This window comes from Streptomyces aureus (genome assembly GCF_000725495.1).
Classification (GTDB): Bacteria; Actinomycetota; Actinomycetes; order Streptomycetales; family Streptomycetaceae; genus Streptomyces; species Streptomyces aureus_B.
On the sequence record NZ_JNZD01000019.1, the window covers coordinates 26,042 to 50,922 of the forward strand.

Here is a 24,881-nt window from a genome sequence, read left to right on the forward strand (position 1 = left end):
CGTCCTCCCCACTGTTCTGCCCAGAGCCGGGCTCGCACTCACGTTTCCCCGGAGGGGCGGCGTCGTTGGGTCCGTTGTGAAGCACGTACAGACGCGCGCGCGGCGCGCAGGGGCCGCGCTGGCCGCCGTACTGACCTGGGCCGGTCTGCTGGCGGGAGCCGCCGGCTGCACCTCGCACGGCATCGGGGAGGCGTTCGGCAAACCGCGGTCCCCGAAGGACGCCATCCACGTCTCGCCCGACGACAACAGCAAGGGCGTGCGGCCGCAGGAGGCCCTGCTGGTGCGGGTGCCCGGCGGGCGCCTGGAGTCCGTGAAGGTCGTCAAGTCCCAGGACGCCCGGGAGTCCCCGGTCGCGGGGCACATCAGCGAGGACGGCCTGTCCTGGAGACCGGACGGGGCGCGGCTCGCGCTGGCCGCCAAGTACACCGTGGACGCGGTGGCCCTGGACGGCGACGGGCACCGCTCGGCCCGCCACACCACGTTCACCACGGCCGTCCCCGACGAACGGTTCATCGGGTACGTGACGCCGGAGGACCGCTCCGTCGTCGGCACCGGGATGATCGTCTCCCTGGAGTTCAACCGGGAGATCGTGAACCGGGCGGCCGTCGAGCGTGCGATCCGCGTGTCCGCGCGGCCCGCCGTCGACATCCGCGCGCACTGGTTCGGCGGCGGCCGCGTCGACTTCCGTCCCGAGCGGTACTGGAAGCCGGGCACGAAGGTCACCGTGGCGCTGCGGCTGCGCGACGTCGAGGGGTCGCCGGGGGTGTACGGACTCCAGTCCAGGACCTTCTCGTTCACCGTCGGCCGCGACCAGAGGTCCCTCGTCGACGCCAGCGCCCACACCATGCAGGTGCGCCGGGACGGCAACCTCCTCGCCACGGTGCCGATCACGGCCGGGGCGCCGAAGACGACGACGTACAACGGGAAGATGGTCGTCACCGAGATGCTCGAGGTGACCCGGATGAACAGCCGGACCGTGGGTTTCGGCGGTGAGTACGACATCCCGGACGTGCCGCACGCGATGCGCCTGACCGACTCCGGCACCTTCCTGCACGGCAACTACTGGGCGCCGGACGCCTTCGGCAACACCAACGTCAGCCACGGCTGCGTGGGTCTGCGCGATGTGAAGGGCGGCAGTTCCGACACCCCCGCGGGCTGGTTCTTCGACCGCAGCCTCGTCGGGGACGTCATCGAGGTGGTCCACAGCAAGGACAAGACGGTGGCCCCGGACAACGGACTGGGCGGCTGGAACATGGGCTGGAAGGAGTGGAAAGCGGGCGGGGCGGTGAAGTAGGCGGATATACGGGTATGTGCTGGGCGGGCTCCAGCCGCGCCCGGTACGGCCGAAGTTGGGACTGAACGGTGACCTTCCCGGGCATCCATCGTCGCTGGTCGTGTGATTAATTAGCGCGATACGCGCGTGGGACGCGCTGGAGTGCGGGCCTGATCAGGCCGTGCGAGGGGAGAGACAATTTTGAACGGGCGACCGATATCGGGGGCGTCGGTTGGCGCGCGGACACGCACGAGCAAGGGAATCCTGGCGCTGCTGCTGGGAGTTCTGATGCTCGCGGTGGCCGCCTGCGGCGGGGGCGAGGATTCGGACAAGGGGTCCGGCCCCGGTGACGGCAAGGGCAAGAGCTCCAGCGGTACGGCGGACACGAAGGTCTCGCAGGCCGTGGTGACCGTCGCGCCGAAGGACGGCGCGAAGGACGTGAAGACCAGCGGCGCCCTCAAGGTGACGGCTGCCAAGGGCAAGCTCACCTCGGTCGAGGTGCAGGACTCCAAGGGCAACGCTGTCAACGGCAGCATCACGGACGGCGGCGCGACCTGGACGCCCTCGACCCACCTCGCCGCGGCCACCAAGTACAAGGTCCACGCGGTCGCCAAGGACTCGGCCGGCCGTGAGGCGGCCGAGGAGGCCGCGTTCACCACGCTGACCCCGAAGAACACGTTCGTCGGCATCTACCAGCCGGAGGACGGCTCCAAGGTGGGCGTCGGGATGCCCTTCTCGGTCCGCTTCACCCGGGGCATCACGCACCCCGACGCCGTCCGCAAGGCCATCACCTTCAAGACCGAGCCCGCGGTCGACGTCGAGGGCCACTGGTTCGGCAACGACCGCCTCGACTTCCGCCCCGAGCACTACTGGGCGGCCGGCACCAAGGTCACCGTCACCCTGAACCTCGACGGTGTCGAGGGACGCCCCGGTGTCTACGGCAAGCAGGCCAGGACCGTGAAGTTCACGATCGGCCGCAGCCAGGTCAGCACCGTCGACGCCAAGACCCACAAGATGGTCGTCAAGCGTGACGGCAAGGTCCTGCGCACCCTCCCGATCACCACGGGCAAGCCGGGTTACGACACCTGGAACGGCCAGATGGTCATCAGCGAGCGCCTCAAGGTGACCCGTATGAACGGCGAGACGGTCGGCTACGGCGGCGAGTACGACATCAAGGACGTGCCGCACGCCCAGCGCCTGACCGACTCGGGAACCTTCATCCACGGCAACTACTGGGGTGGCGGCGCCTTCGGCAACTACAACGCCAGCCACGGCTGCGTCGGTCTGCGCGACGTGCGCGGCGGCTACGACAGCAAGGTCCCCTCGGCCTGGTTCTTCGACAACTCGATGATCGGCGACGTGGTGATCGTGAAGCACTCCCACGACAAGACGGTCGACCCGGCCAACGGCCTCAACGGCTGGAACATGTCCTGGGCCGACTGGACCAAGTGACGTCGCCCGACCGGACCGCGTGACCCCCGCCGAGGCGGCCGGGTGACCGCGTCCGGCCGGACCGCGTGACCGCTTCCCGACGGGCCGGGTGTGCTGTGACTCAGCACACCCGGCCCGTTGCCGTTAACGGCCACTAACCTGCTTCCATGACTGTGCATCTCGAAGTGGCCGAAGGCGTGGGCACCATCCGCCTGGACCGCCCTCCCATGAACGCCCTGGACGTGGCGACGCAGGACCGCCTCAAGGAGCTGGCCGAGGAGGCCACGACCCGGCCGGACGTCCGTGCCGTGGTGCTGTACGGCGGGGAGAAGGTGTTCGCGGCGGGCGCGGACATCAAGGAGATGCAGGCCATGGACCACGCCGCGATGGTCGTGCGGTCCCGGGCCCTGCAGGACTCCTTCACCGCCGTCGCCCGCATCCCCAAGCCCGTCGTCGCCGCCGTCACCGGGTACGCGCTCGGGGGCGGCTGCGAACTGGCCCTGTGCGCCGACTACCGCATCGCCGGGGACAACGCCAAGCTCGGCCAGCCCGAGATCCTGCTCGGTCTGATCCCCGGCGCCGGCGGCACCCAGCGCCTCTCCCGGCTGATCGGTCCCTCCAAGGCGAAGGACCTCATCTTCACCGGCCGCATGGTCAAGGCCGACGAGGCCCTCACGCTCGGTCTGGTCGACCGGGTGGTCCCGGCGGACGAGGTCTACACCGCCGCGCACGCGTGGGCCGCCCGGCTCGCCCAGGGTCCGGCCATCGCGCTGCGGGCCGCGAAGGAGTCGGTCGACGCGGGTCTGGAGACGGACATCGAGACCGGACTGGCCATCGAACGGAACTGGTTCGCCGGTCTGTTCGCGACCGAGGACCGCGAGCGGGGCATGCGGAGCTTCGTGGAGGAAGGGCCCGGCAAGGCCAAGTTCCTCTGATCCCCCGTTGGGGCGTTTTATCCCAGCCTTAAGGCACCCTTAAGAGCGTCTCGGCGTGAGGAGGCGGCGATTGCCCTCGACCGGCCCGTCCGGGCAGGTCGGGCGGGCTGTCGCCGCCTCCGAACTGCCTGCGGCATATGCCGATCGAGTGCAGCGGAACGCTCCGTTCCGGGGGGCCCAATCCTGTGGAACGGCCCCGAAAGGGTCTCTGGGCGGCCATGATGGGGGGCATGGCGGGGCTGGAGGGTATGGAACAGCCGCGGCGGCACGGGAGTGCGACCGCGGCGCGCTGGACACCTGCGGTCGAGGACGAACGGGCGCTGAAGGCACTGGAGTTGTTCGGCAATCCCACCGAGGGAGAGGTGCCGTTGCCGTCCCGCCCGGAGTCCGCGGCCACCGCGCGCCGGCTCACCCAGGTCGTGGTCCTGCGCCACTGGGGTCTGTCCCCCAAGATGACCGAGGACGCGGTCTTACTCGTCTCCGAACTCGTGGGCAACGCCGTGCGGCACACCGGCGCCCGGGTGTTCGGACTCCGTATGCGCCGCCGTCGCGGCTGGATCCGTATCGAGGTCCGCGACCCCTCCCGGGGTCTTCCCTGTCTCATGCCGGTCCAGGAGATGGACGTGAGCGGCCGGGGTCTCTTCCTCGTCGACAAGCTCTCCGACCGCTGGGGTGTCGACCTGCTGCCCCGCGGCAAGACCACCTGGTTCGAGATGCGCGTCGTCGAGCGCTGAACCGCACCGGCCCGCATCGGCCCGCATTGGGCTGCATCGACCCGCACCGGCCTGCATCGACCCGCGCCGGCCCGCATCGCCCCGTCCGTGCCCGCCGCCCTGCCCGTACGGACCCCGCCCCGGGCACGCGTGAGCCCCGGCCGCGTGGCAGCCGGGGCTTGCGGGGTGTCGCGGAACGAATTGGGGTGTGAACCGCGCCACCTGCGACAACCGTGGCCCGGGTCAATGGGTGGAGGTCGCACCGCCGACTATCGCAGACCCGGCCGACTGATCCAAAACAGGGCTTCCCCCTCCACTTTCCCTCCTGTGCACCGGCCTTGAGAACCCTGTGCCCCCCACGGCGGGCAGCCGCCGCGGAGGGGCGCCCCCGTCCCGTACCGCGCAACCCGTGGCCGCCCGCACGCCCCGGCGCGCCCGCCGGTGCGCGCGAGGGGTGCGAGCGCCGCCCGCGAGGGGCCGGGCGCGGCGCGGAAGGGGGCCGGGCGGCGACCCGCACCACCACCCTGTTGGGTCAATCGCCGGTTTTTCGGCTGATTCGCCCTTAAATGGTCCGGTGACCACGCCCGCCGAAGACCACGCAGCCTCCGCCCCGCCCCGGCGTGCTGCCCTGCTCACGGGACTCGCGCTCACCGCAGGAACCCTCGCCGCCGGAGCGGCCGCGGGCTGTTCCGCCGCGCGGACCGCCCACGCCCAGGGACTCACGGCACCCCCGGCCGCGCCCAGCGCACCCTCCGCCACGGCGACCCACGGCACCCCCGCGACCGCCCCCGCCCCCCGCGGCTATCCCGCCCAGCCCCCCGAGATCACCCACGGCCCCCGCACCCACCCGTCCCGCGTGGCCCTCACCTTCCACGGCCAGGGCGACCCGGCCGTGGCGAAGGCGCTGCTCGGCGAGGCGGAGAAGGCGGGCGCCCGGATCACCGTCCTCGCCGTCGGCACCTGGCTGGACGAGCACCCGGACCTCGCCCGCCGCATCCTCGACGGCGGCCACGACCTCGGCAACCACACCCTCCGCCACCTCGACATCAACGCCATGACGGAGACGGAGGCGGCCGCGGAGATCCGGGGCTGCGCGGACCGGTTGAAGCGGCTCACCGGCTCGATCGGCACCTGGTTCCGCCCCTCCCGCAGTCCCCGGGCCTCGCCCCTGGTCCAGCGCCTCGCCCGTGACGCGGGCTACCCGCACACGCTCTCCTACGACGTCGACTCCCTCGACTACACCTCGCCGGGGGCGGCCGCCGTCACCCGCAAGGTGCTCGCCGAGGTCCGCCCCGGCTCCGTCGTGAGCCTGCACTTCGGATACGCCGACACGGTCGCCGCCCTCCCCGCCCTCCTGCACGAACTCCACCGCCGCGGCCTCGGCGCGGTCACCACCACGGAGCTGCTGAGCTGATGCTGACGCCACCCTCCCCCCTGCGCCGCGCGCTGATCGCCGGCACCGCCCTCACCGCGTTCGCCGCCCTCTCCGGCTGCGCCGGGACCTCCGGCGACCACGCCCGGAAGGCCCACCGCACCACCGAGGCGGCCGTCCGGCCGGCCCCGGTGAAGAAGCCGGCCGTCCAGGGCCTGCCCGGGATGCCGCCCCTGCTGGACCCGGCCGACGTCTACGCCGCCGACCGCCCGAACCGGCTCTCCCCGGTGGTCAAGGACTTCCCCTCGCGCGTCTACGTGCCCAACACCAACTCCAACACCGTGTCGGTCATCGACCCGCACACGTACAAGGTCATCGAGACGATCCCGGTCGGCGTCCAGCCCCAGCACGTCGTCCCCTCCTGGGACCTGAAGACCCTGTGGGTCAACAACGACCGGGGCAACACCCTCACGCCCATCGATCCGAAGACCGGCAAGGCGGGCGAACCGGTCGACGTGCACGACCCGTACAACCTCTACTTCACGCCCAACGGCAAGTACGCGATCGTGATGGCCTCCCTCGACCGCGAGCTGGTCTTCCGCGACGCGCACACCATGAAGACCGTGAAGACGGAGCCGGTCAGCTGTTACGGCGTCAACCACGCCGACTTCTCCCCGGACGGCCGCTACTTCATCGTGTCCTGCGAGTTCAGCGGCGAACTCCTCAAGGTCGACACCGAGCGGATGAAGGTGATCGGCCAGCAGAAACTGCCGTTCCACGGGGCGATGCCGCAGGACGTGAAGATCTCCCCGGACGGCAAGCGGTTCTACATCGCGGACATGATGGCCGACGGCGTGTGGATCCTCGACGGCGACAAGTTCACCCAGCCCACCCTGCTGCACACCGGCAAGGGCGCCCACGGTCTGTACGTCAGCCGGGACTCGCGCGAGATGTACATCTCCAACCGCGGCGAAGGCACCATCTCCATCTTCGACTTCACGCAGAACCGCCTCACCAAGAAGTGGCACCTGCCCGACGGCGGCAGCCCCGACATGGGCGGCGTCTCGGCCGACGGCAAGGTCCTGTGGCTGTCCGGCCGCTACAACTCGGAGGTGTACGCCATCGACACGCGCACCGGCGACCAGATCGCCCGTATCCACGTCGGCAGCGGACCGCACGGCCTCGCCGTGTACCCCCAGCCCGGCCGGTACTCGCTCGGCCACACCGGCATCTTCCGCTAGGGCCCGTCCGGCCCGGCCCGCCCGTCCTGCCCTTCCGGCCGGCGAGCGGGGGTGGCGGGCGCGCGGGAGTGCTGTCAGCCCTCCCGCGCGATGAGCAGCGCCTCCGCCCCGACCGGGCGGTAGCCCGCCGCCTGGAACGCCCGCGCGCTGCGGGCGTTCCCCGCGGCCACCTGGGCCCAGACCGCCTCCGTCGTCAGGTGCCGCGCCGCCGTGGCGAGCGCCCGGCCCAGACCCCGGTGCCGGGCGTCCTCGTCCACCTCGACCGCGGCCTCCAGCCGGCCCCCGACGCCCCGTCCGAGGACGAGCAGCCCGCCGTCCGCGGTCCACGCCCGTACCTCGTCGCGCCGCCGGCGGGACGTCGCGATCCGGGGGTGGGCGAGGACGTCGGTCTCCGTGAGCGCGAGCGGCGGCGGGCCGGACAGCGGGCCGGCGACGGACAGCTGGTCGACCGTGTCGTTCGCGCGGCCCGTCCGCTCCATGAACCCGGCGAGGAACCGGGGGTTCATGGCCGCGGCGAGCCCGTCGCAGTCGAGGGCTCCGAGCGCGGCGCGCACCCAGCCCTCGTCCTCGTCGGTGAAGACGACGGAGTGCGCGGTGAAGGCGAGGACGCCGGCGTCCCGGGGGGAGTGCTGGCGCACGACCGTGACGCCGCCGTCGGGCGGCGGGAAGACCCCGCGGGCCGCCGCTTCCAGGATGCCGCGCAGAGTGCCGGACACGACCCTCTCCCGTCGCTTGAGTCTCCACCCACTGGAAGGGCCAGACTCGCAGACATGATCGACGACGGCACCGGATTCCTCACCATCGGCGAACTGTCGCGGAGCACCGGCCTGAGCGTCCGGACCATCCGCTACTGGTCGGACGAGGGCGCGCTGCCCCCTGCGGGCAGGTCGGCGGGCGGCTACCGGCTGTACGACGCCGCCTCCGTGGCCCGGCTGGAGCTGATCCGGACCCTGCGCGAACTGGGGCTGGGGCTCGACGACGTGCGCCGGGTCCTCGGCGGCGAGACCACGGTGGCCGAGGTGGCGGCCGCCCACGTGGCCGCGCTCGACGCCCAGATCAGGTCGCTGAAGGTGACCCGGGCGGTGCTGTCGACCGTGGCACGACGTGGTTCGAGCGCACAGGAGACGACACTCATGAACAAGCTGGCGCGGCTCTCGGCCGCGGAACGCGGGCGCATCATCGACGACTTCATGGAGGAGACGTTCGGCGGACTGGACACCGCCGACCCCGACATCCGCACCCGGCTGCGGTTCGACGTCGGGGACCTGCCGGACGACCCGACCCCCGAGCAGGTGGACGCCTGGGTGGAGCTGGCCGAGCTGATCCAGGACCGCGGCTTCCGCGCCCGGATGCGCGAGACGATCGAGTTCAACGCGGCGGGACGGGGACCGGACGCGGCGCCGGGCACCTCGGTGTGGTTCATGAGCCGGCTGGTCCACCTGGCGGGCGAGGCACTGGAGCGGGGCGTGGACCCCGAGGGCCCGGAGGCGGACGCGGTGCTGGCGGAGCTCCTCGGGGACCTGGACCGGGCCTCCGTGCTGGCCCGCATGGAGTCCGCGGCCCATGCCGAGATGGCCCGGTTCCGGGAGCTGAGCGCCCTGGTCCGGGGCATGGACCCGCTGTCGGCCCACCGTGAGGAGTTCGCATGGGTGGTCGCGGCACTGCGCGCTCAGGCGGACCGTTAATCTGACCTCCGCACGCAAACGCGGCAACGCATGACCGAAGCACAACGAAGGGGCGGACCGGTGGCCGACATCGAGGAAGCACGCAAGCAGTTCGAGCGGATCGATTCGGACGGTGACGGATTCATCACCGCGGCCGAGTTCAAGACCGCGCTCGCCCAGGGCGGCGACTGGAACGTCACCGAGTCGGTGGCCGAGGCCGTCATCGCCAGCCGCGACCTCAACGGCGACAAGGTCCTCTCGTTCGACGAGTTCTGGACCCACCTGAGCAAGTAGTGACACCGTCCGAGGGGGCGCCCGCCGGAGGTCCGGCGGGCGCCCCCTCGGCATGAGCGGGCCCCGCGCCTACGCGCTCTCCGCCCAGGCGCGCAGGGCCGCCTTGCTCGTGAAGTCCGCCACATCCCGGTCCACCGGCTCGGAGGTGTACTGGTGGAAGCGCCACTTCGCCCTGATGCGGGGCTCGCCCGCGGTCACGTAGTCGGCGATCCACAGACCGTCGCCCGCGTACGAGGTGGTGTCCACGTTGAGCCAGAAGTCCCGGTTCGTGTAGAGAACCACGCGGTTGTCGGGGCGGAGTTCCTTCACCTTGCGGATGAAGCGGTCCTTCTCGGCGTTGCTCGCGTGGGTGCCCTCTCTGGTGGTCTCCCAGTCGACCGCGAGCAGGTCTCCCGCCCGCTCGGGGGCCTTGCCCACGAAGTACTCGGCCTGGGCGGTGATGTTGCCGGGCCACAGGAAGTGGTAGAGGCCGACGACGCAGTCCGCGTCACGGGCGGTCCGCACCTGGGCGGTGAGCTTCGGGTTGACGTACGAGCGGCCTTCCGTCGCCTTGACGAAGACGAAGGAGAGGCCGGTGGTGCGGTAATCGGACGACTGGTAGGCGCTGACGTCGATGCCTCGCAGCATGGGTGGGGCCTCCGTGCATGGGGGGAGGGGGAACGGGGTCACGCGGGGCGCTGCCCGGTGACGGTGATCTGTGCCCGGTGGCCGTGGGGAACGGCCGCCGTTGTCCGCGGGCGGGCCGTGCGGGACAACTGTCTTTGGGGTTCCCCCACTTGGGTCCCTCCACGCTCGCACGTACGAGCGGAAGGGTCACGTCCGTCCGGAGCGGGCGGGCCGGTCGGCCGCTCCGGGATGGCCCATCGGCCGGTCACCGGGGGCCGGGTGGCCCACGTCGCGGAGCCCCCGGCGCGCGGATTCTGGCTTCGGGCGGTGGGCCATGTGAACGGTCACCCGCCCCGCGGGACCGGGGGACGACCGGGCCCGACCGGCGCGAGCGAAGGAGCGGGCGAGATGCGACAGCCGTCGAGAGAACGGACCCCGGACCCGGAACGGGCTCCGGAGCAGCCCCCGGGCCGGAGCGCGGAAGCGGGGCCCGGGGTCGTGGCCGGGCGGGCCTGGCTGATGCTGGGGCTGGCCACCGTCGGCTTCGCGGTGAACTTCTGGGCGTGGGCGCTGCTCAGCCCGCTCGGCCCGCGTTTCAAGGACTCCCTCGGTCTGTCCTCCTTCCAGCAGTCGCTGCTGGTGGCGGTCCCGGTCGTGGTCGGATCGCTGGGCCGCATCCCGGTCGGCGCCCTCACCGACCGGTTCGGCGGCCGGGTGATGTTCCCGCTGGTCTCGGCCGCCACCATCGTCCCGGTCCTCTACCTCGGCCTCGCCGGACACGACTCGCTGGCGGCCCTGCTGGCCGGCGGCTTCTTCCTCGGCATCGGCGGCACCGCCTTCGCCGTCGGGGTGCCGCTCGTCAGCGCCTGGTTCCCGCCCGAGCGCAGGGGCCTGGCCATCGGCGTCTTCGGCGCGGGCATGGGCGGCACCGCCGTCAGCGCCCTGACCACGGTGAAGCTGGTGGACGCGCACGGGCTGGCCACTCCGTTCCTGATCACCGCCGGTGTGCTGGCCGTGTACGCGGTGACGGCCGCGCTCCTGCTGCGCGACGCCCCGGGGCGCGTCGTTCCCGCCGAGCCGCCGTCCCGCCGGCTGGCCGCGACCGTACGGCTCGGCATCACCTGGCAGGCCTCGGCCCTGTACGCGGTCGCGTTCGGCGGCTACGTGGCCTTCTCCGTCTACCTGCCGACCTACCTCAAGACCGGCTACGGGCTGCCCCAGGCCGACGCTGCGGACCGCATGGCCGGATTCGTGCTGCTGGCCGTGGCGATGCGGCCGGTCGGCGGCTGGCTGTCGGACCGGGTCGGACCGGTCCGTGTCCTCACCGGATCGCTGAGCGTCCTGCTCGCCGGAGCGGCCGTGCAGTCGCTGACCCCCTCGCTGGCCCCGGTCGGCACCATCGCCTTCCTCGCCATGGGCGCCGCCCTCGGCGCGGGCAGCGGAGCGGTCTTCGCCCTGGTGGCGCTGCTGGCTCCGGACGGCCAGGTCGGTTCGGTCACCGGCATCGTCGGCGCCGCGGGCGGCCTGGGCGGATTCCTGCCGCCCCTGGTCATGGGCGTGCTCTACGGGGCCTACGGCGACTACGGGGCCGGGCTCGTCCTGCTGGGCCTGGTCGCCGCCGCCGCACTGGCCTTCACCGGCACCGGAGTCCGACACGCGGTGGCCCGCCGGGCCCCGGCCGCCCCCGTGGTCGTCGCCCGGACCCGCTGATCCAACCCGCAAACCCCTCCGCCCGCACCACCGGGCCGGCCCCTCGTCCGCCGAGGGGCCGGCCCCTTCCGCGTGCGGAGGGGCGGACCCTTCCGCACAGCTGGGCCGGCGCACGGAATAGCCGCACGGCCCGGACATCGCGAAAAGCCCGGAAGTACCAGTCCCGAAAGAGCGTGCAGGGACCATCGTCCTATACCCCGAGGACCCCACGACCCGTCACATTGGAGGCAACGCCGAGAAAACGAGCAAAGGTCATGACGGGAGTGATCGTGTCCGCGCAGATAGCCATTGATCCCGGCCGCTTCAGCCAATTCGGTGAAGCCACCGGAAGCACCTTCTGTCTGATCACGAATTCCGAACTGGTGGACCGGATCGAACTCGTCGAGACGGCGCCGTACCGGGAATTTCTCACCATCACCCTGGATTCCGGGGACCGGTTCGAGGACATTCTCGAGAAGCGGATCCCGGAACCCGCGCACGTCCTCGTGGTCTCGCCCCACAGGTTCTTCGCGTCACCGGACCCCGCCCTGGTGGGCCGGCGGAAGATCATGGGCATGGCGTGCAACTCGACGCCGACCACCCTCGACGAGATCCGGCACTTCCTCGGGGTCATGGAACGGACCTCGGCGGCCGAGCAGGCGGCGTTCTGCGACACCTTCTTCGAACTCGCCGAGGACTCCGACCAGCTCGTGTACGTCGACCCGGTGCACGGCACCCGCGCCACCCTCGACCATCTGCGCGAGGGCCTGGTGTGGAACCAGCAGGCCGGACCGCTCGACTGGGGCGACCAGCAGATCGTCCCGTCCGGCGAGATCAGCGTGCTGCCCGTGGAGATCAGGGAGTTCGACGAGGCGCTGAAGCTGCCGCTCGAGGGCGAGATCACGCTGCGCGGCTACCCGATCCTGCACAACGGCACCCCCTCCTTCTCCCGCGCCGACCAGGCCCGTATCCACGCCGAGCTCTGGGCCATGCGCGACCACGCGATCAGGGCCACCGTCGAGGACGGCCGGATCACCCGGCTGCGGGCGCTGGACGCGGGGGCCGCGCCGGCCGTGGCGATGCTGGAACAGATGTTCGCGGTGGACTCCCGGTACCGGATCGTCTGGGAGATCGGCCACGCCCTCAACACCGCGCACGACATCCTGCCCGGCAACCACGCCATGAACGAGGTGTACGGCGGCACCGAGGGGTGCCTGCACTTCGGCCTCGGGCTCACCCCGTACACCCAGTACCACCTGGACATCATCTCGCCGGACACCCGCGTGCTGACGAGCAACGGCGTCGCGGTGATCGGCCACCCGGACCACCCCACCGTGGAGAGGGTCGTGTTCTTCGCATAGCGGGTCGCGACCGCCCGGCCGGGGTGTACGCAAGGAAATCAACCCAACAGGAGGTGACTCCCCATGAAGAAGATCAAGGTGCAGAAGAACCGCAACTACCTGGGCACGCTCCTGGGCTGAGTACCGACCCGCGGCGGGGTGTTCACGACGCCCCGCCGCGGGGTTCCCCATTTCTCCTCCCGAGTTCTCTCCTCCCGAGGGAGTTTCCCGTGCCACCGCTGGAACTCACGACGAACGACTTCGACCAGTTCGGCCGGCCGGCCGGGACATTCTGTCTGATCACGAACGAACAATGCGGCGAATCCCTTTCCCTGCGTTCCGGCGACGGCCGTTCCCGTGTGCTCCGGCTGACGCTTTCCCCCGGCACCCGCCTCGGCGAACTGATCGAGCGGAGCGTCCCCGAGGACGCGAGCGTGCTGGCGGTCTGCCCCGGGCAGTTCCTCGATTCGCCGACCCCGCGGGAACTGGGCGGGCGCCGACTGGCCGTGCTGCCGGCCGGGTCCACCCCGCTGACCGAGGAGCACGTCCATGCCTTCCTGCGCACCGCCGCCCGTACCGACGCCGCCGAACACGCCCGCGTGGCCGAGGATTTCTTCGACCTGGTGGGGGACAGCGACCGGCTGACGATCGTCGACGACGTCTCCGGCACCGAGGCCGAGTTCGACCACACGGCGGGCGCCTGCGTGTGGAACCAGCAGGCGGGCGTCCTGGACGAGGGCGACCAGCAGATCTTCCCGTCGGGCAAACTGAGCGTCACCGCCGCCGAGATCACCACCTTCGACCCCGGAGCCCGGCTGCTCGGCCTCCGCGGGGACCTGACCCTGCGCGGCTGGCCGATCGTCCACCGCCACCGCGACCCGGCCGACGGCGCCGACCAGCGGCGGCTGTTCGAGGCGCTCACCCCGCTCGTCACCGAGGCCGTGACGCTGCGGGTGGCCGCCGGGAGCATCGAGGACGTCACCCCGCAGACACCCGGCGCGGCCCCGGCCGCCGTGGAGCTGGAGAAACTCCTCACCGACGATCCGCGCTACCGCGTCATCTGGGAACTCGGCTTCGGGATCAACACCATCACGGAGATCGTCCCGGCGAACTGCGGCCCCAACGAGGTGTACGGCGCCACCGGCGGCGTCGTGAACCTGGGCCTGGGGATCACGCCGGCCACGCGCTTCGCCCTGGCCTTCCTCTGCCCCCGCAGCTCCCTGCTGACATCGGACGGAACCGCCGTCCTCGGCGCCCGCAAGGCGGTGCGCCGCGGCCGGATGCGGCGCGTCTCCAGCGCGGGCTGCGGCTGCCACTGACCCCAAGGAGGGAAGCACGCCATGACGACCAACCCCGAACTGCGCAAGAAGGTCGACGCGGTCCTCGACACCTTCATCAAGGACTTCTACGAGACGGTCCCCTACGCCCAGCACCAGAAGAACGCCTCGGAGCTGAACCTCGACTACTACAAGCGCCACAACATCGAGACGATCCTGCGGCTGCGGCGCAAGCGGACCGTGGACGCGCTGGCCATCAAGTACTTCACCAAGGTCGACCCGGTGCAGGCCAAGGCGTGGGCGCACTACACCGACGACGAGATGCTGCACGACCGGCTGTTCGCCGCCGACCTCGCCAAGGTCGGGGTCACCAAGGACCAGATCTACTCCACGGAACCCCTGCTCTCCACCAAACTCCTCACCGGATACCTCCAGTTCGGCATGGAGTTCGAGGACAGCCCGATGGCGCTGATCACCAGCGTGTACTTCGTCGAGTACGTCACCACGCGCACCCAGCCCGACTGGCTGGACAACCTCGGGGACGTCCTCGGCGAGGAGAACGTCAAGGGCGCCCGCGCCCACGTCAACACGGACCTCGACGACGACCACGACGACTTCGTGTGGCGCGTGCTGTCCACGCTGATCCACTCCGAGGCCGACGAGCGCAGGGTCGTCGAGCACCTCCACAACGTCTACTGGCTGTGGAAGCTCTACTTCGTCGAACTGCACCAGCTCACCGTGCTCGGCAAGAGCGACGCCCAGATCCCGCTGCCCACCGCGTCCGAGGTCTGAGCGGGGCAGCGGTGGCCGACGACGACCGTGCCGCACGGCCCGGCGGGCGGCCCGGGGCCGAGGTACTGGCCCTGCCGCCCGGCCGGGAGCTGCCGACCGCGACCGAGAAGTGGATCGTGGACGGTCTGGTCCTCGCCATGCCGGGACTCCACACCCGCCAACTGTTCACGCTCCGCCGCGAGATGCTGACCGACGCCGACCACGTCGTCGCGGGGGTGGACCGCGAGCGCGACCGCGTCGTGTCGCTGCTGACCTCCCGCTGGGCGGAGCTCCCGTCCGGGCGGCCCTGTCTGCACATCATGATCCAGTTCGTGGGGGACGCGTACCGGGGCGCCACCGTCTTCAAGGAGAGCTGGGCGCTGCACTTCGCCCGGCTGCTCGCCGAGGGCCGCCCGTTCCCCGAGGTGATCGCGCTGAAGACGTACAACCCGGTGGCGTACTGCGCGATGGCGGCGTTCAGCGGTCACCCGGACATCACCCTGTACCCGGACCTCGCGGGCAAGGACGACAGCCGGGAGGGCCTGGCGGCCGAGGTGGCCGCGGCGCTGGCCCCCCGGGCAGCGTTCGACCCGGTGCGCGGGGTCTTCCCGGGCATCGGCCGTCCGCTCGACCTCTACCGGGAACGGCCGCTGAGCCACGTGCCCGAGGCCAACCGGTACTTCGCCGAGCACACGCGGCCGGGGGACCGGGTGCTGTGCCTGCTGGACGTGCCCACACGGGCCGGGGCCGACGCGATCCTCACGGCCCTGGGGGTGCCGTTGCCCTCCGGCAGGAACTGAGCCGTGCCGGCGGACGGTTCCCGGCGCCCCGGACGGGCGCCGCCTCCGTCTCCCGGCGTACGGCTCCGGACGGTCCAGGCAGGTCAGGCTCTCCAGGAACGCGAGGCAGCATGGCGGACACCTTTCCCCCCGACTACTCCCGGGCCCGCGCCGCTTTCCTGGGCGCCGCCGAGGAGGCCGGCGCACGGCTGCGGACCTTCGCCCTGCCGGGGCACCTCGGGCCCGACGGCGGTGAACTCTGCGTGGACACCGCCTACTTGGGGCCACCCTCGGCGACGAAGCTCCTGGTGACGGTCTCCGGGACCCATGGCGTCGAGGGCTTCTGCGGCTCGGCCCTCCAGACCGGCGTCCTGCTCGGGGAGGGCGTCGCGAGGGCCGCCGCCGGGGCCGGGACCGGCGTCCTGCTCGTCCATTCCCTCAACCCCTACGGCTTCGCCCACCTGCGGCGTGTCAACGAGGACAACGTCGACCTCAACCGGAACTTCGTCGACCACGCGGCCCCGCCGCACAACGACGCCTACGACGCGGTGCACCGCACCCTGGTGCCGCCGGACGCGGCCGCCTTCGACCCCGGCGCGCTGGTCACCGCGCTCACCGCGCTGCGCGAACGGCTCGGCCCCCAGCACCTCCAGGAGGCCGTGACCCGGGGCCAGTACCGCCATCCCGACGGGCTGTTCTACGGGGGACACGCCCCCTCCTGGTCCCGTCGGGTGTTCGAGACGGTGGTCGCCGAACAGATCGCCGGTGCCGCCCACGTCGGCTACATCGACCTGCACACCGGTCTCGGCGAGCGCGGCGCGGGCGAGCCCATCTTCCGCGGCGGCCGTGACGCCGGCGCCCGTGAGCGGGCGCACCGGTGGTACGGCGACGCGCTCACCGCCTCCGAGGAGGGCACCTCCTCCTCCACCCCGATCGTGGGCAACACGGCGACCGCGGTCGCCGACGGCCTCGGCGCGGGCGGTCTGCTCACCGCGATCACCCTGGAGTTCGGCACCCGGCCGGGGCCGGAGGTGCTGCTGGCGCTGTGCGCCGACACCTGGCTGCACCGGCACCTCCCGCCCGCCGAGGCGGTCCGCTCCGGCCTCAAGGAACTGATCCGCGCCGCGTTCTGTCCCGCGGAGGACGCCCGCTGGCGCGAGCAGGTGTTCCGACGGGCCCGCGAGGTCTTCGCCCAGGCCCTCACAGGTCTGGCCGACGCCAAGCCCGGCGATCCCGCCTGACGGCCCCGCGACCCCGACCGCTCCCGACCGACCCGCGCCCCGACCACCTTGCGGCCACCTCGCGACCGCGCCCCGGCCGCCGCCCTCCCGGGCGGCCGCCGGGGCTTCGCGCTGCCCGCTCCGGTCCCCGCCCGGCGTACGCCGGGCGCCCTGTCGGGCCGGGCAGGGTGCCGGGCCCGACAAGGCGTGGCGGGCGGGTCTCAGGAGGACTTCCGGCCGATCGCCAGGACGGCCGTCCTCGGTACCGTGCAGGTCCAGGTTCCGGCCGCCGGATCGTGGGCGAGGGAGCGGGACTCCACGGTGCCGTCGGGGCGCCGCTCGCGGAAGATCGTGCCGGCCAGCTCCAGGGTGTGGCGGGCCGCGTCCGCCGGGTGCCCCTCCTCGATCCCGGCGAGACCGTACATGTCCAGCAGATAGCGTCCCAGTTCCCGTTCGGCCTCCCCGGCCGTGGCCCCGGTCGCGGTGTAGGGATCGGCCATCTCGGTCACCTCGCCCGAGTCGAAGCCCGCCTTCGTCAGATAGCCCCGCAGCTCCTCCCGGGTGAAGTGCTCGAAGTCGTGACCGGTCCGCGAGTACGGGTCGACGACGTCCCGGAACCAGGTGTCCATCGGGGACCCGACGAGGAAGTCGTGCAGCAGCAGCACACCGCCGGGCCGCAGCACCCGGTACGCCTCGTGGACGAGTTCGGCGCGCTCGTCGGCGGCGATGTGGTGCGATCCGTAGGCGACGAGGACCGTGTCGGCACTGCCGTCCCGCAGGAGCAGCCGGTCGGCGCGCTGCACGAGCGCCGGACAGCCCGCAGCCCAGGCGGCGCGGACCATGTGGGGGGAGGCGTCGCAGGTCAGCACGGACAGACCGGTCAGGCGTCCGGCGTCCGCGACCCGGCGGACCAGGCCGTCGCCGCCGAGCACGTCCACGACGACGGAGGGCCGGCGGTCGGTCCGGGCGGGCACCAGGGACAGCAGGTGGTGGATGCCCCGGGCGCGCGCGGTGAGGTTGCGGGCCTGCGCGCGGATGTAGGAGGAACCCCGGCCGCCGGCCGCGTCCTCGTCGAAGTCGTCGCGGAATCCGGCGGCCGGCAGCCGGGCGAAGGCGCGGGCCCGTGCCGGGTCGACGCACGCGTGCAGGTCAGGGGCGGCCCGGCCGAGCCGGCTCAGATGATCCGCCATGTCGGCCTCGCCGAACGTCACATGATGTTCCGTCAGTCCGCTCACGGCCGCCCTCCCGCGGACTCCAGGAAGAGCGCGAGGGCCAGTGCCATGCGTTCGATCTCCTCGGGGTCCACGCTCTCGTCGGGCGCGTGGATCAGGCACTGCGGCTCCTCGACGCCGATCAGCGCTATCTCCGCGTCCGGGAAGGTCTCCTGGAGCGCGTCGCAGGTGGGGATGGAACCGCCCTGCCCCGCCGTCGTCGGCTCCTGCCCGAAGGCCTCCCGCAGCGCCCCGGTCAGCTGCGCGTACGCCGGGCCGTCGGTGCGGGCCCGGAAGGGGCGGCTGGAGGAGATCCGGACCGTCTCCACCTCGACGCCCCAGGGGGCCGCCCGGGTCAGATGGGTCCGCAGCGCCTCCCAGGCGGCGTCCGGTTCGGTGCCGTAGGGGATGCGCAGATTGAGCTTGGCGGTGACCTCGCCGAGCACGGCCGGGGCCGAGCCGACCACCGGCGGGCAGTCGATGCCGACGACAGTCAGGGCGGGCCTGGCCCACAGCATGTCCGCCACGCTGCCGTCGCCTGCCAGCCGGACGCCGTCCCGCACCCCGATGTCCCGGCGGTAGCGGTCGACGGGATACTCCGCGCCCTGCCAGCGCCCGCTGTTGTCGAGGCCGTCCACCGTGGTGTTGCCCTCGGCGTCGTGCAGCGTGGCGAGCATCGCGATCAGCGCGTTGAGCGGGTCGGGGGCGGGCCCGCCGAACGATCCCGAGTGCACCGGCCCGGCCAGTGAGCGGACGGCGACGGTGGCGTGCACGACACCCCGCAGGTCGGTGGTGGTCGTGGGCACCCCGGCCGCGGAGTTGCCCGTGTCGCACACGAGCACGGTGTCGGCGTACAGGAGCTTGGGATTCTCCCGGATCAGGGCGGCGAGGCCGCCGGTGCTCTGCTCCTCGGCGCCCTCGGAGACGATCTTCACGCCCACCCCGAGCCGGGCCGGGTCGCCGAGCGCCCGCAGCGCGGTGAGCTGCATGACGATGTTGCCCTTGCAGTCGGCGGCCCCGCGCCCGTACCAGCGGCCGTCGGCGCGCTCGGTCAGGGTCCACACCGGGGTGGTCCAGGCGGGCTCGTCGAGCGGTGGCTGGACGTCGTAGTGGCTGTAGAGCAGGACGGTGGGGAAGCCGGGCGCGGCCGGCAGATGACCGAACACCGCCTTGCTGCCGTCCGGTGTGTCCAGCAGCCGCATCGCGGGGACGCCGGCCTCGGTGAACAGCCGGGCGACCAGGCCGGCGGCACTCTCGCACTCCTCCACCGGGTACTGCCGGGGGTCGGCGACGGACCGGTGCGCGACCAGGTCCCGCAGGTCCTCCTGAGCCCGGCCCATCAGTTCGCGTACCCGTGCGCGCAACGCCTTGGGCGGCATGCGGCCTCCTTCTCGGTCGGTGTTCGGGTGGGTGTTCCGGGTCGTTGCGTACGGGCTCCCGGGCGCGTGGAGCGGGGCGCCCGGGAGCCGGTCAGGCCGACGGGGAGGTGGTGGCGTCCGGCACGGTGCCGGCGGCCCGGCGTCGGTCGACCGCGTCGGCGAGCGAGCGGCGCACCCCGCGGGTGCCCGCCCCGTACCCGAGCCCGACGAGGGCCAGCACCAGCCAGAACAGGGGCAGCGCGCCCCGGTCGGCGGCCAGGTCGAAGCCGCCGCCGACGAAGCCGCCCAGCATGCCGCCGACGCCCCAGGCCATCGTGGAGTAGCCCAGGTACAGGCCGGTGCGGCCCTCGGTCGCGAGGCCCGCGACGACCGCGTCGACCACGCCGCAGAAGAGCGACTCCCCGATCGAGGTGACGACGACGGCGGCGACGACCGGGCTGATCCCGTCGACCGAGCACAGCAGCCAGCCGCCGCCGAGCAGCACCCCGGAGACCGTGAACAGGTCGAGGCGGCCGAGGGTGGAGCGCTTCTCGACGCGGGCGCCGATCAGCCACACGGTCACCATCACCACGACGGCGTTGCCGGCGGTGAGCACGCCGACCAGGTCGGAGGAGAGTTTCTGGTGGACGACGGTCAGCGGCAGCGCGACCCGGTACTGCGTGACGAGGAACCAGCCGCCGACCGCGAGCGCGCAGAAGACCATCAGCGGGCGGTCGCGCAGCGCCTCGGCCATGGCGGCCGGTCTGATCGGCGCCGCGTTCACGGCGTGCAGCCCGCGCAGCAGCACCGCGGAGACCGCCGCGAACCCCAGGTGCAGCGCGGCCGCGACGAGGAACCCGGCCTTCATCGCGCCGGCCGCCATCAGCGCGGTGCCGATCAACGGGCCGATCAGGGCGGCCCCGTTGATGGACACGTAGTAGCGGCTGAGATCGGCCGCGACCCCGCCGGACCTGCTGGAGGCGAGGACGCTGCGGGCGCCGTTGTTGTTGAGGGAGCCGCCGACGCCGAGCAGCGCGACCGCCGCGCCCCAGACGGCGAAGCTGCCGCCCGCCACCGTGAACACGACGTACGCGCCCGCCTCGACGGCCAGCCCCAGGGTCAGGATCCGGGCGGCGCCGAAGCGGTCGCTGACCCAGCCGGACGGGATGCCGAGGCCGCGCCGGGTGAACTCCATGACGGCGAAGAGCACACCGGTCCGGAAGCTGCTCAGCCCTTCGTCCCGGGTCAGGTGCACCGCGAGGAACGGCACCACCATGAAGAAGCCGATGTTGGTGACGAAGCGGCCGAGGATGACGACGTACGCCGGCCCCCGGCCCGCGAGGAACCGGCCGGAGCGCGTCCCCCGGGTGTCCTTCGCCCGCGTCGCGGCGGTCCCGGCGAGCCGCACCCCCTCTCCCTTCCCGGCGGTCACCGCGTCCCCCTCCCGTCGGTGCGGACGCCGAGGAGCGCGGCCGCCGTGTCCGCCGCGTCGGCGGCGCTCTTCGGGTCGGGGCCCGCGGCGACGACGTGCCCGGCCCGGTTCCAGGAGTCCCCGAGCGGCGCCAGTTCGTCCCCCACGGAGGGGAGTTCGCCGATCCGGATGACGCCCTCCACGGCCAGGGCCTCGGCGACGCCCGTGACCTCGGTGACCCGGCCGGGCCGGGGGGTGAGGTAGCGGATCGAGGCACCGCCCGCGAGGCCCGTGGCCGGTCCCGGCAGCACGCCGTGCGCGAGGGCGAGGACGGCGCCCTGCAGCAGGTCGACGCCGGTGACGTGGTGGACCAGCTCCCAGATCTGGTCGCCGCCCTGGCGGGCGTTGATCTCGACGACGGTGGCGCGCTCGCCGTCCTCGGCGAGCATCACCTCGGTGTGGCAGGGGCCCCAGGCGTAGCCGACCGCGTCCAGGGCGTCCACCGCCGCGTCGGCGACGGCCCGGTAGCGGTCGGGCGGCAGCGGCGCGGGCAGGTCGTGGCCGGTCTCCACGAAGTGCGGGGCGCCCGAGGTGTGCTTGCGGGTGACCGCGAGGACCCGGTGGCGCCCGGCGGCGGACAGCGACTCGACGCTGAACTCCCGTCCGGTGAGGAACTCCTCGGCCAGTACACGGGACGGCGACTCGCCCTGCGGCCAGGCGAATCCGGTTCTGGCGCCGCTGGCCCAGGCCCACGCCCGGTCCAGCTCCTCCTCGGTGCGCGCGAGATGGACGCCCGTGCCGCCGTTGCCGTCGACGGGCTTGAGGACCACCCCGGCAGGGCAGCCCCGGATCAGCGCGCGGGCCTCCTCGACGCCCGCGCACACCCGGTGGGCCACCGTGCCGAGCCCCCGGTCCCGCAGGCGGGCGCGCATGGCGGCCTTGTCCTGGGTCAGGGCGAGGGTGGCGGGCGGGTTGCCGCGGGCGCCGAGTGCCTCGGCGACCACGCTGACCGGGTGCAGCGAGAGTTCGGTGAGCCCGAGCACCGCGTCCACGGGGCGCCGGGCGTGCACCTCGCGGGCGACGGCGAGCAGGGCGTCGGCGTCGGTGAAGTCGGCGTCGACCACGTCGAGGGAGAGCGAGGCCTCCAGCTCCCGGTCCCCGCCGGGGCGGTGGACCACGGTGAGGGCGACGGGCAGGCCGACGAACTTGCCGAGGACGTCGTGGCGGGGGCAGACGAGCAGAAGGTGGGGTACGGGGGCCCCGTTGGACTGGCCCGGCATGTCAGGCGGTCCTCCCCTCGCCGGCCGCGTCCTCGGCGCGGGCCGCGTTCCACGCCCGTTCCAGCTCGCGGATGCGGGCCGAGTCCTTCTCGATGGCGTCCCAGTCGTCGGCGCCCTGGACGACCCAGCCGAGGCTGGTGGTCACGTCGTTGGTGACCGGCATGTCCCGGCCCTCGGGCGGGAGCGCCATGGAGTACGTGGTGGGCAGGTCCGCGATCGCCCGGAGGATCTCCATGTTCCGCACCGGGCCGGCCAGGTCCGAGCAGAGCCAGAGCGTGCGGACCTGCCGGACGAGGTCGAACGACGGCACGAACTCCCCGTCGAGGACGTGCCGTACGGTGCGTTCGATCTGGTTGTCGCCGGTGGCCAGGGAGCCGGAGATCATCATGCAGCTGCCCGAGTAGCGGGCCGCCAGCTCCACCAGGCGGGGCCCGTCCGGCGTCATGATCGCCTCGGCGTGGGTGGAGCCGTTGCGGATACCGGCGGCGTCGGCGGCGCGCATCACGTAGGGCGCGAGGACCTTCACGTCGGGGTGGTCGGGGGCCAGGAAGTCGGCGACGTCGTAGATGCCGATGCGCGGGCCCCGGTCGTGCTTGGCGTAGACGCAGGTGTCGACCAGACCGTGCCGCCCGTCGACCGAGTACAGGTCGACGATGTACTCGGGTCCCTCCAGGAACTCCTGCACGATGACGGTGTCGTTGCGCAGTTCGAACCCGTTGACCTGGCCGAGGATGTGGGTGAAGTGGCCGAGCCACTCGCCGCCGGCCGGCACGAGGTGCACGTTGTCCGTCCCGGCGCTGTGCGGCGGCTTCAGGACGAGCGGCCGGCCGGTGAGCCCGTTCGCCTCGATCCAGGCGGCGGCCTCGGCGGGGTCGGCGGTCGACAGGGTGCGCGGGCCCGGTACTCCGGCCCGCTCCAGGGCCCGCGCCATCTCCCCTTTGTGGCGCTGGCATTTGGCACTGCCGGGTACGTTCTGGAACTGCGGCATCAGGCGTTCGACGAGGCGGGCGGCGAATTCGACACCGCTCTCGTTGCCGGTGACGATCGCCACCGGGTCATAGGATTCCACAAGTTTTACCATTGCTTCGAAGTCGCCGTCGTAATAGTGCACGGCCTCGAAGTCGTCGGGGTACCAGATGTTTTTCTTGACGAATTTCGCCAGGGGCCGCGGGGTGCTCATGACGGTGACCGGGAGCACGCCCCGGGCCCGGAAGGCGCTGGCGAAGCCCCGGTCGTCCCCGTCCCTGATGTGGTAGCCGTCTACGACGATCACGTACTGCCGCCCAGTGGACTTCATGACTCAACTCTGCTGGCCGGGACGCCTCCGGCGACAGTGGCGGAACTGACAGCCGACCACGATTTCCTGCCAGTCGCCGCCCCGGCGGCCGTCCGCGGCCGGGCCGCCGACGAGGGCGGAGCCGGGGTGTTGGTCCACTGGCTTCCGATATGCGCCGGTGGTTGTGATTGAGCCGTTTCTGTCATAGGGCAAGGGACCTATGGCGGCGCCAAGGACGACTGGCTACTGTGGCCCACGCCCGGTCGAAATTCTGTATGAAGGTGACGTCGATTCGCCGAGCCGGCCGAGACGTCCGGGGGGTGCGCGTCGCCGTTCGAAAACCAATTTTTCCGACCGGTTTTCCAAGTCAGGCCGATGAAGGCGGGGACGGACTGTGGAATCGCGCGGGTGGGGCGGAGATCTGCCGGAGCACGAACGCATCGTGAGCTGGCAGGCTCCGCCGCTGAAATTCGGCGTCGGCGCCACCGGGGAGATCGGACACGCACTGCGCGCGGCCGGCGTCGCGTCGGTGCTGCTGGTGACCGATCCCGTCCTGGCCTCCCTCGGCCTGCCCGCCCGGGTGGCCAAGCACATCGAGCAGGAGGGCATCTCGGTCACGCTCTTCGACCGGGCCCGGGTGGAGCCCACCGACACCAGCGTCACCGAGGCGGCCCGCGAACTCCGCGACCTCGCGGTGGACGGCTTCGTCGGACTCGGCGGCGGCAGCTCGATCGACACCGCCAAGATGCTGAACCTGCTGCTCAGCCACCCCGGACGCCCGGTGCGCGACTATCTGAACGCCCCGATCGGCGCCGGGGCCCGGATCCCCGGCCCACTGCGGCCCCTGGTGGCGGTGCCGACCACGGCCGGCAGCGGCAGCGAGTGCACCGCCATGGTCGCCCTCGGCGTCACGGACCTGAACGTGAAGACGGGCATCAGCGACCTCAGGCTCATGCCCTCCCTGGCGCTCGTCGACCCGGCGAACACGCTGACCCTGCCCCCGGCCGTCACCGCCTCCTCGGGCTACGACGTGCTGACCCACGCCTGCGAGTCGTACACGGCCCGCCCCTACGACCGGCGTCCTCCCTATCCCACGCCCGGGGACCGCCCGTTGTACATCGGAGCCAATCCGATCAGCGACGTGTGGGCGGAACAGGCCCTGGAACTGGTCGGGCGCTACCTCAGGCGCGCCGTCCTCAACTCCGCAGACCTGGAGGCCCGTACGGGCATGAGCCGGGCGGCGAGCTTCGCCGGGATGGGATTCGGCAACGCGGGGACACACATCCCGCACGCCTGCGCCTATCCGGTGGCCGGCCTGGTGCGGGACTTCCGGCCCGCCGGGTACGAGGTCGGCCACGCGATGGTCCCGCACGGGGCGGCGGTCGTCGCCACCGCCGCCGCGGCCTTCGAGTTCACCTATCCCACCGCGCCCGAACGCCATCTGCGCGCGGCCGAGCTGCTCGGCGCGAACCTCGCCGGCGTCACCGTGGCGAACGGCTCGGACGTCCTTCCGGCCACGCTGCTGGGCATCGTGGCCGACACCGGAGGACCCACCGGGCTGCGGGACTTCGGCTACTCGGCGAAGGACCTGCCCGGACTCGTCGACGGCGCGCTCAAGCAGCGGCGGCTGCTGGTGTGCTGCCCGCGCGACGTCACAGCACGCGACCTCGAACGGGTCATCGCCGGCTCGATGACCCACTGAACCGCCGAAAGCAGCGCGCCCCCACGCCAAGGAGCTGG

Annotated in this window: 22 protein-coding genes; 15 read left to right on the top strand and 7 right to left on the bottom strand. The window is 72.3% G+C overall.

Annotation, left to right across the window (positions count from 1 at the left end; all coding sequences use genetic code 11):
• Window positions 1-76 precede the first annotated feature (76 nt).
• From IO36_RS22900 to IO36_RS22925, 6 genes are all read left to right on the top strand, one after another.
• Window positions 77-1,294, top strand: coding sequence for a L,D-transpeptidase (locus tag IO36_RS22900; protein ID WP_037622539.1), 1,218 nt, complete (start codon window positions 77-79; stop codon window positions 1,292-1,294).
• 180 nt (window positions 1,295-1,474) lie between these two features.
• Complete coding sequence (locus tag IO36_RS22905; protein WP_037622540.1) at window positions 1,475-2,725, top strand: L,D-transpeptidase; 1,251 nt, start codon at window positions 1,475-1,477, stop codon at window positions 2,723-2,725.
• Between the two features lie 146 nt (window positions 2,726-2,871).
• Window positions 2,872-3,639, top strand: a complete 768-nt coding sequence (locus IO36_RS22910; protein ID WP_037622542.1) for an enoyl-CoA hydratase/isomerase family protein — start codon at window positions 2,872-2,874, stop codon at window positions 3,637-3,639.
• Window positions 3,640-3,869: 230 nt separating this feature from the next.
• Window positions 3,870-4,373, top strand: coding sequence for an ATP-binding protein (locus IO36_RS22915; protein WP_037622544.1), 504 nt, complete (start codon window positions 3,870-3,872; stop codon window positions 4,371-4,373).
• A gap of 553 nt (window positions 4,374-4,926) precedes the next feature.
• A complete protein-coding gene (locus tag IO36_RS22920; RefSeq protein WP_037622546.1) occupies window positions 4,927-5,766 on the top strand; it encodes a polysaccharide deacetylase family protein in 840 nt (279 codons plus the stop codon).
• Window positions 5,766-6,965 carry a YncE family protein gene (locus IO36_RS22925; RefSeq protein ID WP_037622547.1) on the top strand — a complete coding sequence of 400 codons (1,200 nt, stop codon included), beginning with the start codon at window positions 5,766-5,768 and terminating at the stop codon, window positions 6,963-6,965. Before IO36_RS22920 ends, IO36_RS22925 begins: the two co-directional genes overlap by 1 nt.
• Window positions 6,966-7,039: 74 nt before the next feature.
• On the opposite strand, the gene IO36_RS22930 is transcribed toward IO36_RS22925, so the two are convergent.
• Window positions 7,040-7,681 (bottom strand): GNAT family N-acetyltransferase, encoded by a 642-nt coding sequence (locus IO36_RS22930; protein WP_037622549.1) that lies wholly within the window; start codon window positions 7,679-7,681, stop codon window positions 7,040-7,042.
• A 54-nt stretch (window positions 7,682-7,735) separates the two neighbouring features.
• On the opposite strand from IO36_RS22930, the gene IO36_RS22935 reads away from it, so the two are divergent.
• Complete coding sequence (locus IO36_RS22935; RefSeq protein ID WP_037622550.1) at window positions 7,736-8,650, top strand: MerR family transcriptional regulator; 915 nt, start codon at window positions 7,736-7,738, stop codon at window positions 8,648-8,650.
• A 60-nt stretch (window positions 8,651-8,710) separates the two neighbouring features.
• Window positions 8,711-8,923, top strand: a complete 213-nt coding sequence (locus IO36_RS22940) for an EF-hand domain-containing protein (RefSeq protein ID WP_037622552.1) — start codon at window positions 8,711-8,713, stop codon at window positions 8,921-8,923.
• Window positions 8,924-8,992: 69 nt separating this feature from the next.
• Here IO36_RS22940 and IO36_RS22945 read toward each other — a convergent pair whose 3' ends face one another.
• Window positions 8,993-9,550, bottom strand: a complete 558-nt coding sequence (locus IO36_RS22945; protein ID WP_037622554.1) for a glycoside hydrolase family 25 protein — start codon at window positions 9,548-9,550, stop codon at window positions 8,993-8,995.
• Window positions 9,551-10,048: 498 nt separating this feature from the next.
• Between IO36_RS22945 and IO36_RS22950 the strand changes: the two genes are divergently transcribed.
• The 6 genes from IO36_RS22950 (at window position 10,049) to IO36_RS22975 (ending at window position 16,626) form a co-directional block, all read left to right on the top strand.
• Complete coding sequence (locus tag IO36_RS22950) at window positions 10,049-11,239, top strand: MFS transporter (RefSeq protein WP_037622701.1); 1,191 nt, start codon at window positions 10,049-10,051, stop codon at window positions 11,237-11,239.
• Between the two features lie 254 nt (window positions 11,240-11,493).
• Window positions 11,494-12,579, top strand: a complete 1,086-nt coding sequence (locus tag IO36_RS22955; RefSeq protein WP_037622555.1) for a hypothetical protein — start codon at window positions 11,494-11,496, stop codon at window positions 12,577-12,579.
• Between the two features lie 209 nt (window positions 12,580-12,788).
• On the top strand, window positions 12,789-13,877 hold the full coding sequence (locus tag IO36_RS22960; RefSeq protein WP_051900832.1) for a hypothetical protein: 1,089 nt from the start codon (window positions 12,789-12,791) through the stop codon (window positions 13,875-13,877).
• Window positions 13,878-13,898: 21 nt separating this feature from the next.
• Window positions 13,899-14,627 (top strand): hypothetical protein, encoded by a 729-nt coding sequence (locus IO36_RS22965; protein WP_037622557.1) that lies wholly within the window; start codon window positions 13,899-13,901, stop codon window positions 14,625-14,627.
• Window positions 14,628-14,638: 11 nt separating this feature from the next.
• On the top strand, window positions 14,639-15,406 hold the full coding sequence (locus tag IO36_RS22970) for a hypothetical protein (RefSeq protein ID WP_037622558.1): 768 nt from the start codon (window positions 14,639-14,641) through the stop codon (window positions 15,404-15,406).
• A gap of 110 nt (window positions 15,407-15,516) precedes the next feature.
• On the top strand, window positions 15,517-16,626 hold the full coding sequence (locus IO36_RS22975) for a M14 family metallopeptidase (RefSeq protein ID WP_037622560.1): 1,110 nt from the start codon (window positions 15,517-15,519) through the stop codon (window positions 16,624-16,626).
• Between the two features lie 200 nt (window positions 16,627-16,826).
• On the opposite strand, the gene IO36_RS22980 is transcribed toward IO36_RS22975, so the two are convergent.
• The 5 genes from IO36_RS22980 to IO36_RS23000 all read right to left on the bottom strand — a co-directional run bounded on the left by IO36_RS22980 (window position 16,827) and on the right by IO36_RS23000 (window position 23,162).
• Window positions 16,827-17,840 carry a class I SAM-dependent methyltransferase gene (locus IO36_RS22980; RefSeq protein ID WP_245173431.1) on the bottom strand — a complete coding sequence of 338 codons (1,014 nt, stop codon included), beginning with the start codon at window positions 17,838-17,840 and terminating at the stop codon, window positions 16,827-16,829.
• Window positions 17,837-19,195 carry a dipeptidase gene (locus IO36_RS22985; RefSeq protein WP_037622562.1) on the bottom strand — a complete coding sequence of 453 codons (1,359 nt, stop codon included), beginning with the start codon at window positions 19,193-19,195 and terminating at the stop codon, window positions 17,837-17,839. The genes IO36_RS22980 and IO36_RS22985 overlap by 4 nt, the downstream gene beginning before the upstream one ends.
• A 91-nt stretch (window positions 19,196-19,286) precedes the next feature.
• Window positions 19,287-20,606: an MFS transporter gene (locus tag IO36_RS22990; RefSeq protein WP_037622563.1), complete on the bottom strand. Its 1,320-nt coding sequence runs from the start codon at window positions 20,604-20,606 to the stop codon at window positions 19,287-19,289.
• On the bottom strand, window positions 20,603-21,865 hold the full coding sequence (locus IO36_RS22995; protein WP_051900833.1) for an ATP-grasp domain-containing protein: 1,263 nt from the start codon (window positions 21,863-21,865) through the stop codon (window positions 20,603-20,605). Before IO36_RS22995 ends, IO36_RS22990 begins: the two co-directional genes overlap by 4 nt.
• Before the next feature lies 1 nt (window position 21,866).
• On the bottom strand, window positions 21,867-23,162 hold the full coding sequence (locus tag IO36_RS23000) for an ATP-grasp domain-containing protein (protein ID WP_051900834.1): 1,296 nt from the start codon (window positions 23,160-23,162) through the stop codon (window positions 21,867-21,869).
• A 421-nt stretch (window positions 23,163-23,583) separates the two neighbouring features.
• Between IO36_RS23000 and IO36_RS23005 the strand changes: the two genes are divergently transcribed.
• Entirely contained in the window at window positions 23,584-24,843 is a 1,260-nt protein-coding gene (locus IO36_RS23005) for a hydroxyacid-oxoacid transhydrogenase (protein WP_245173433.1), read from the top strand.
• Window positions 24,844-24,881 lie beyond the last annotated feature (38 nt).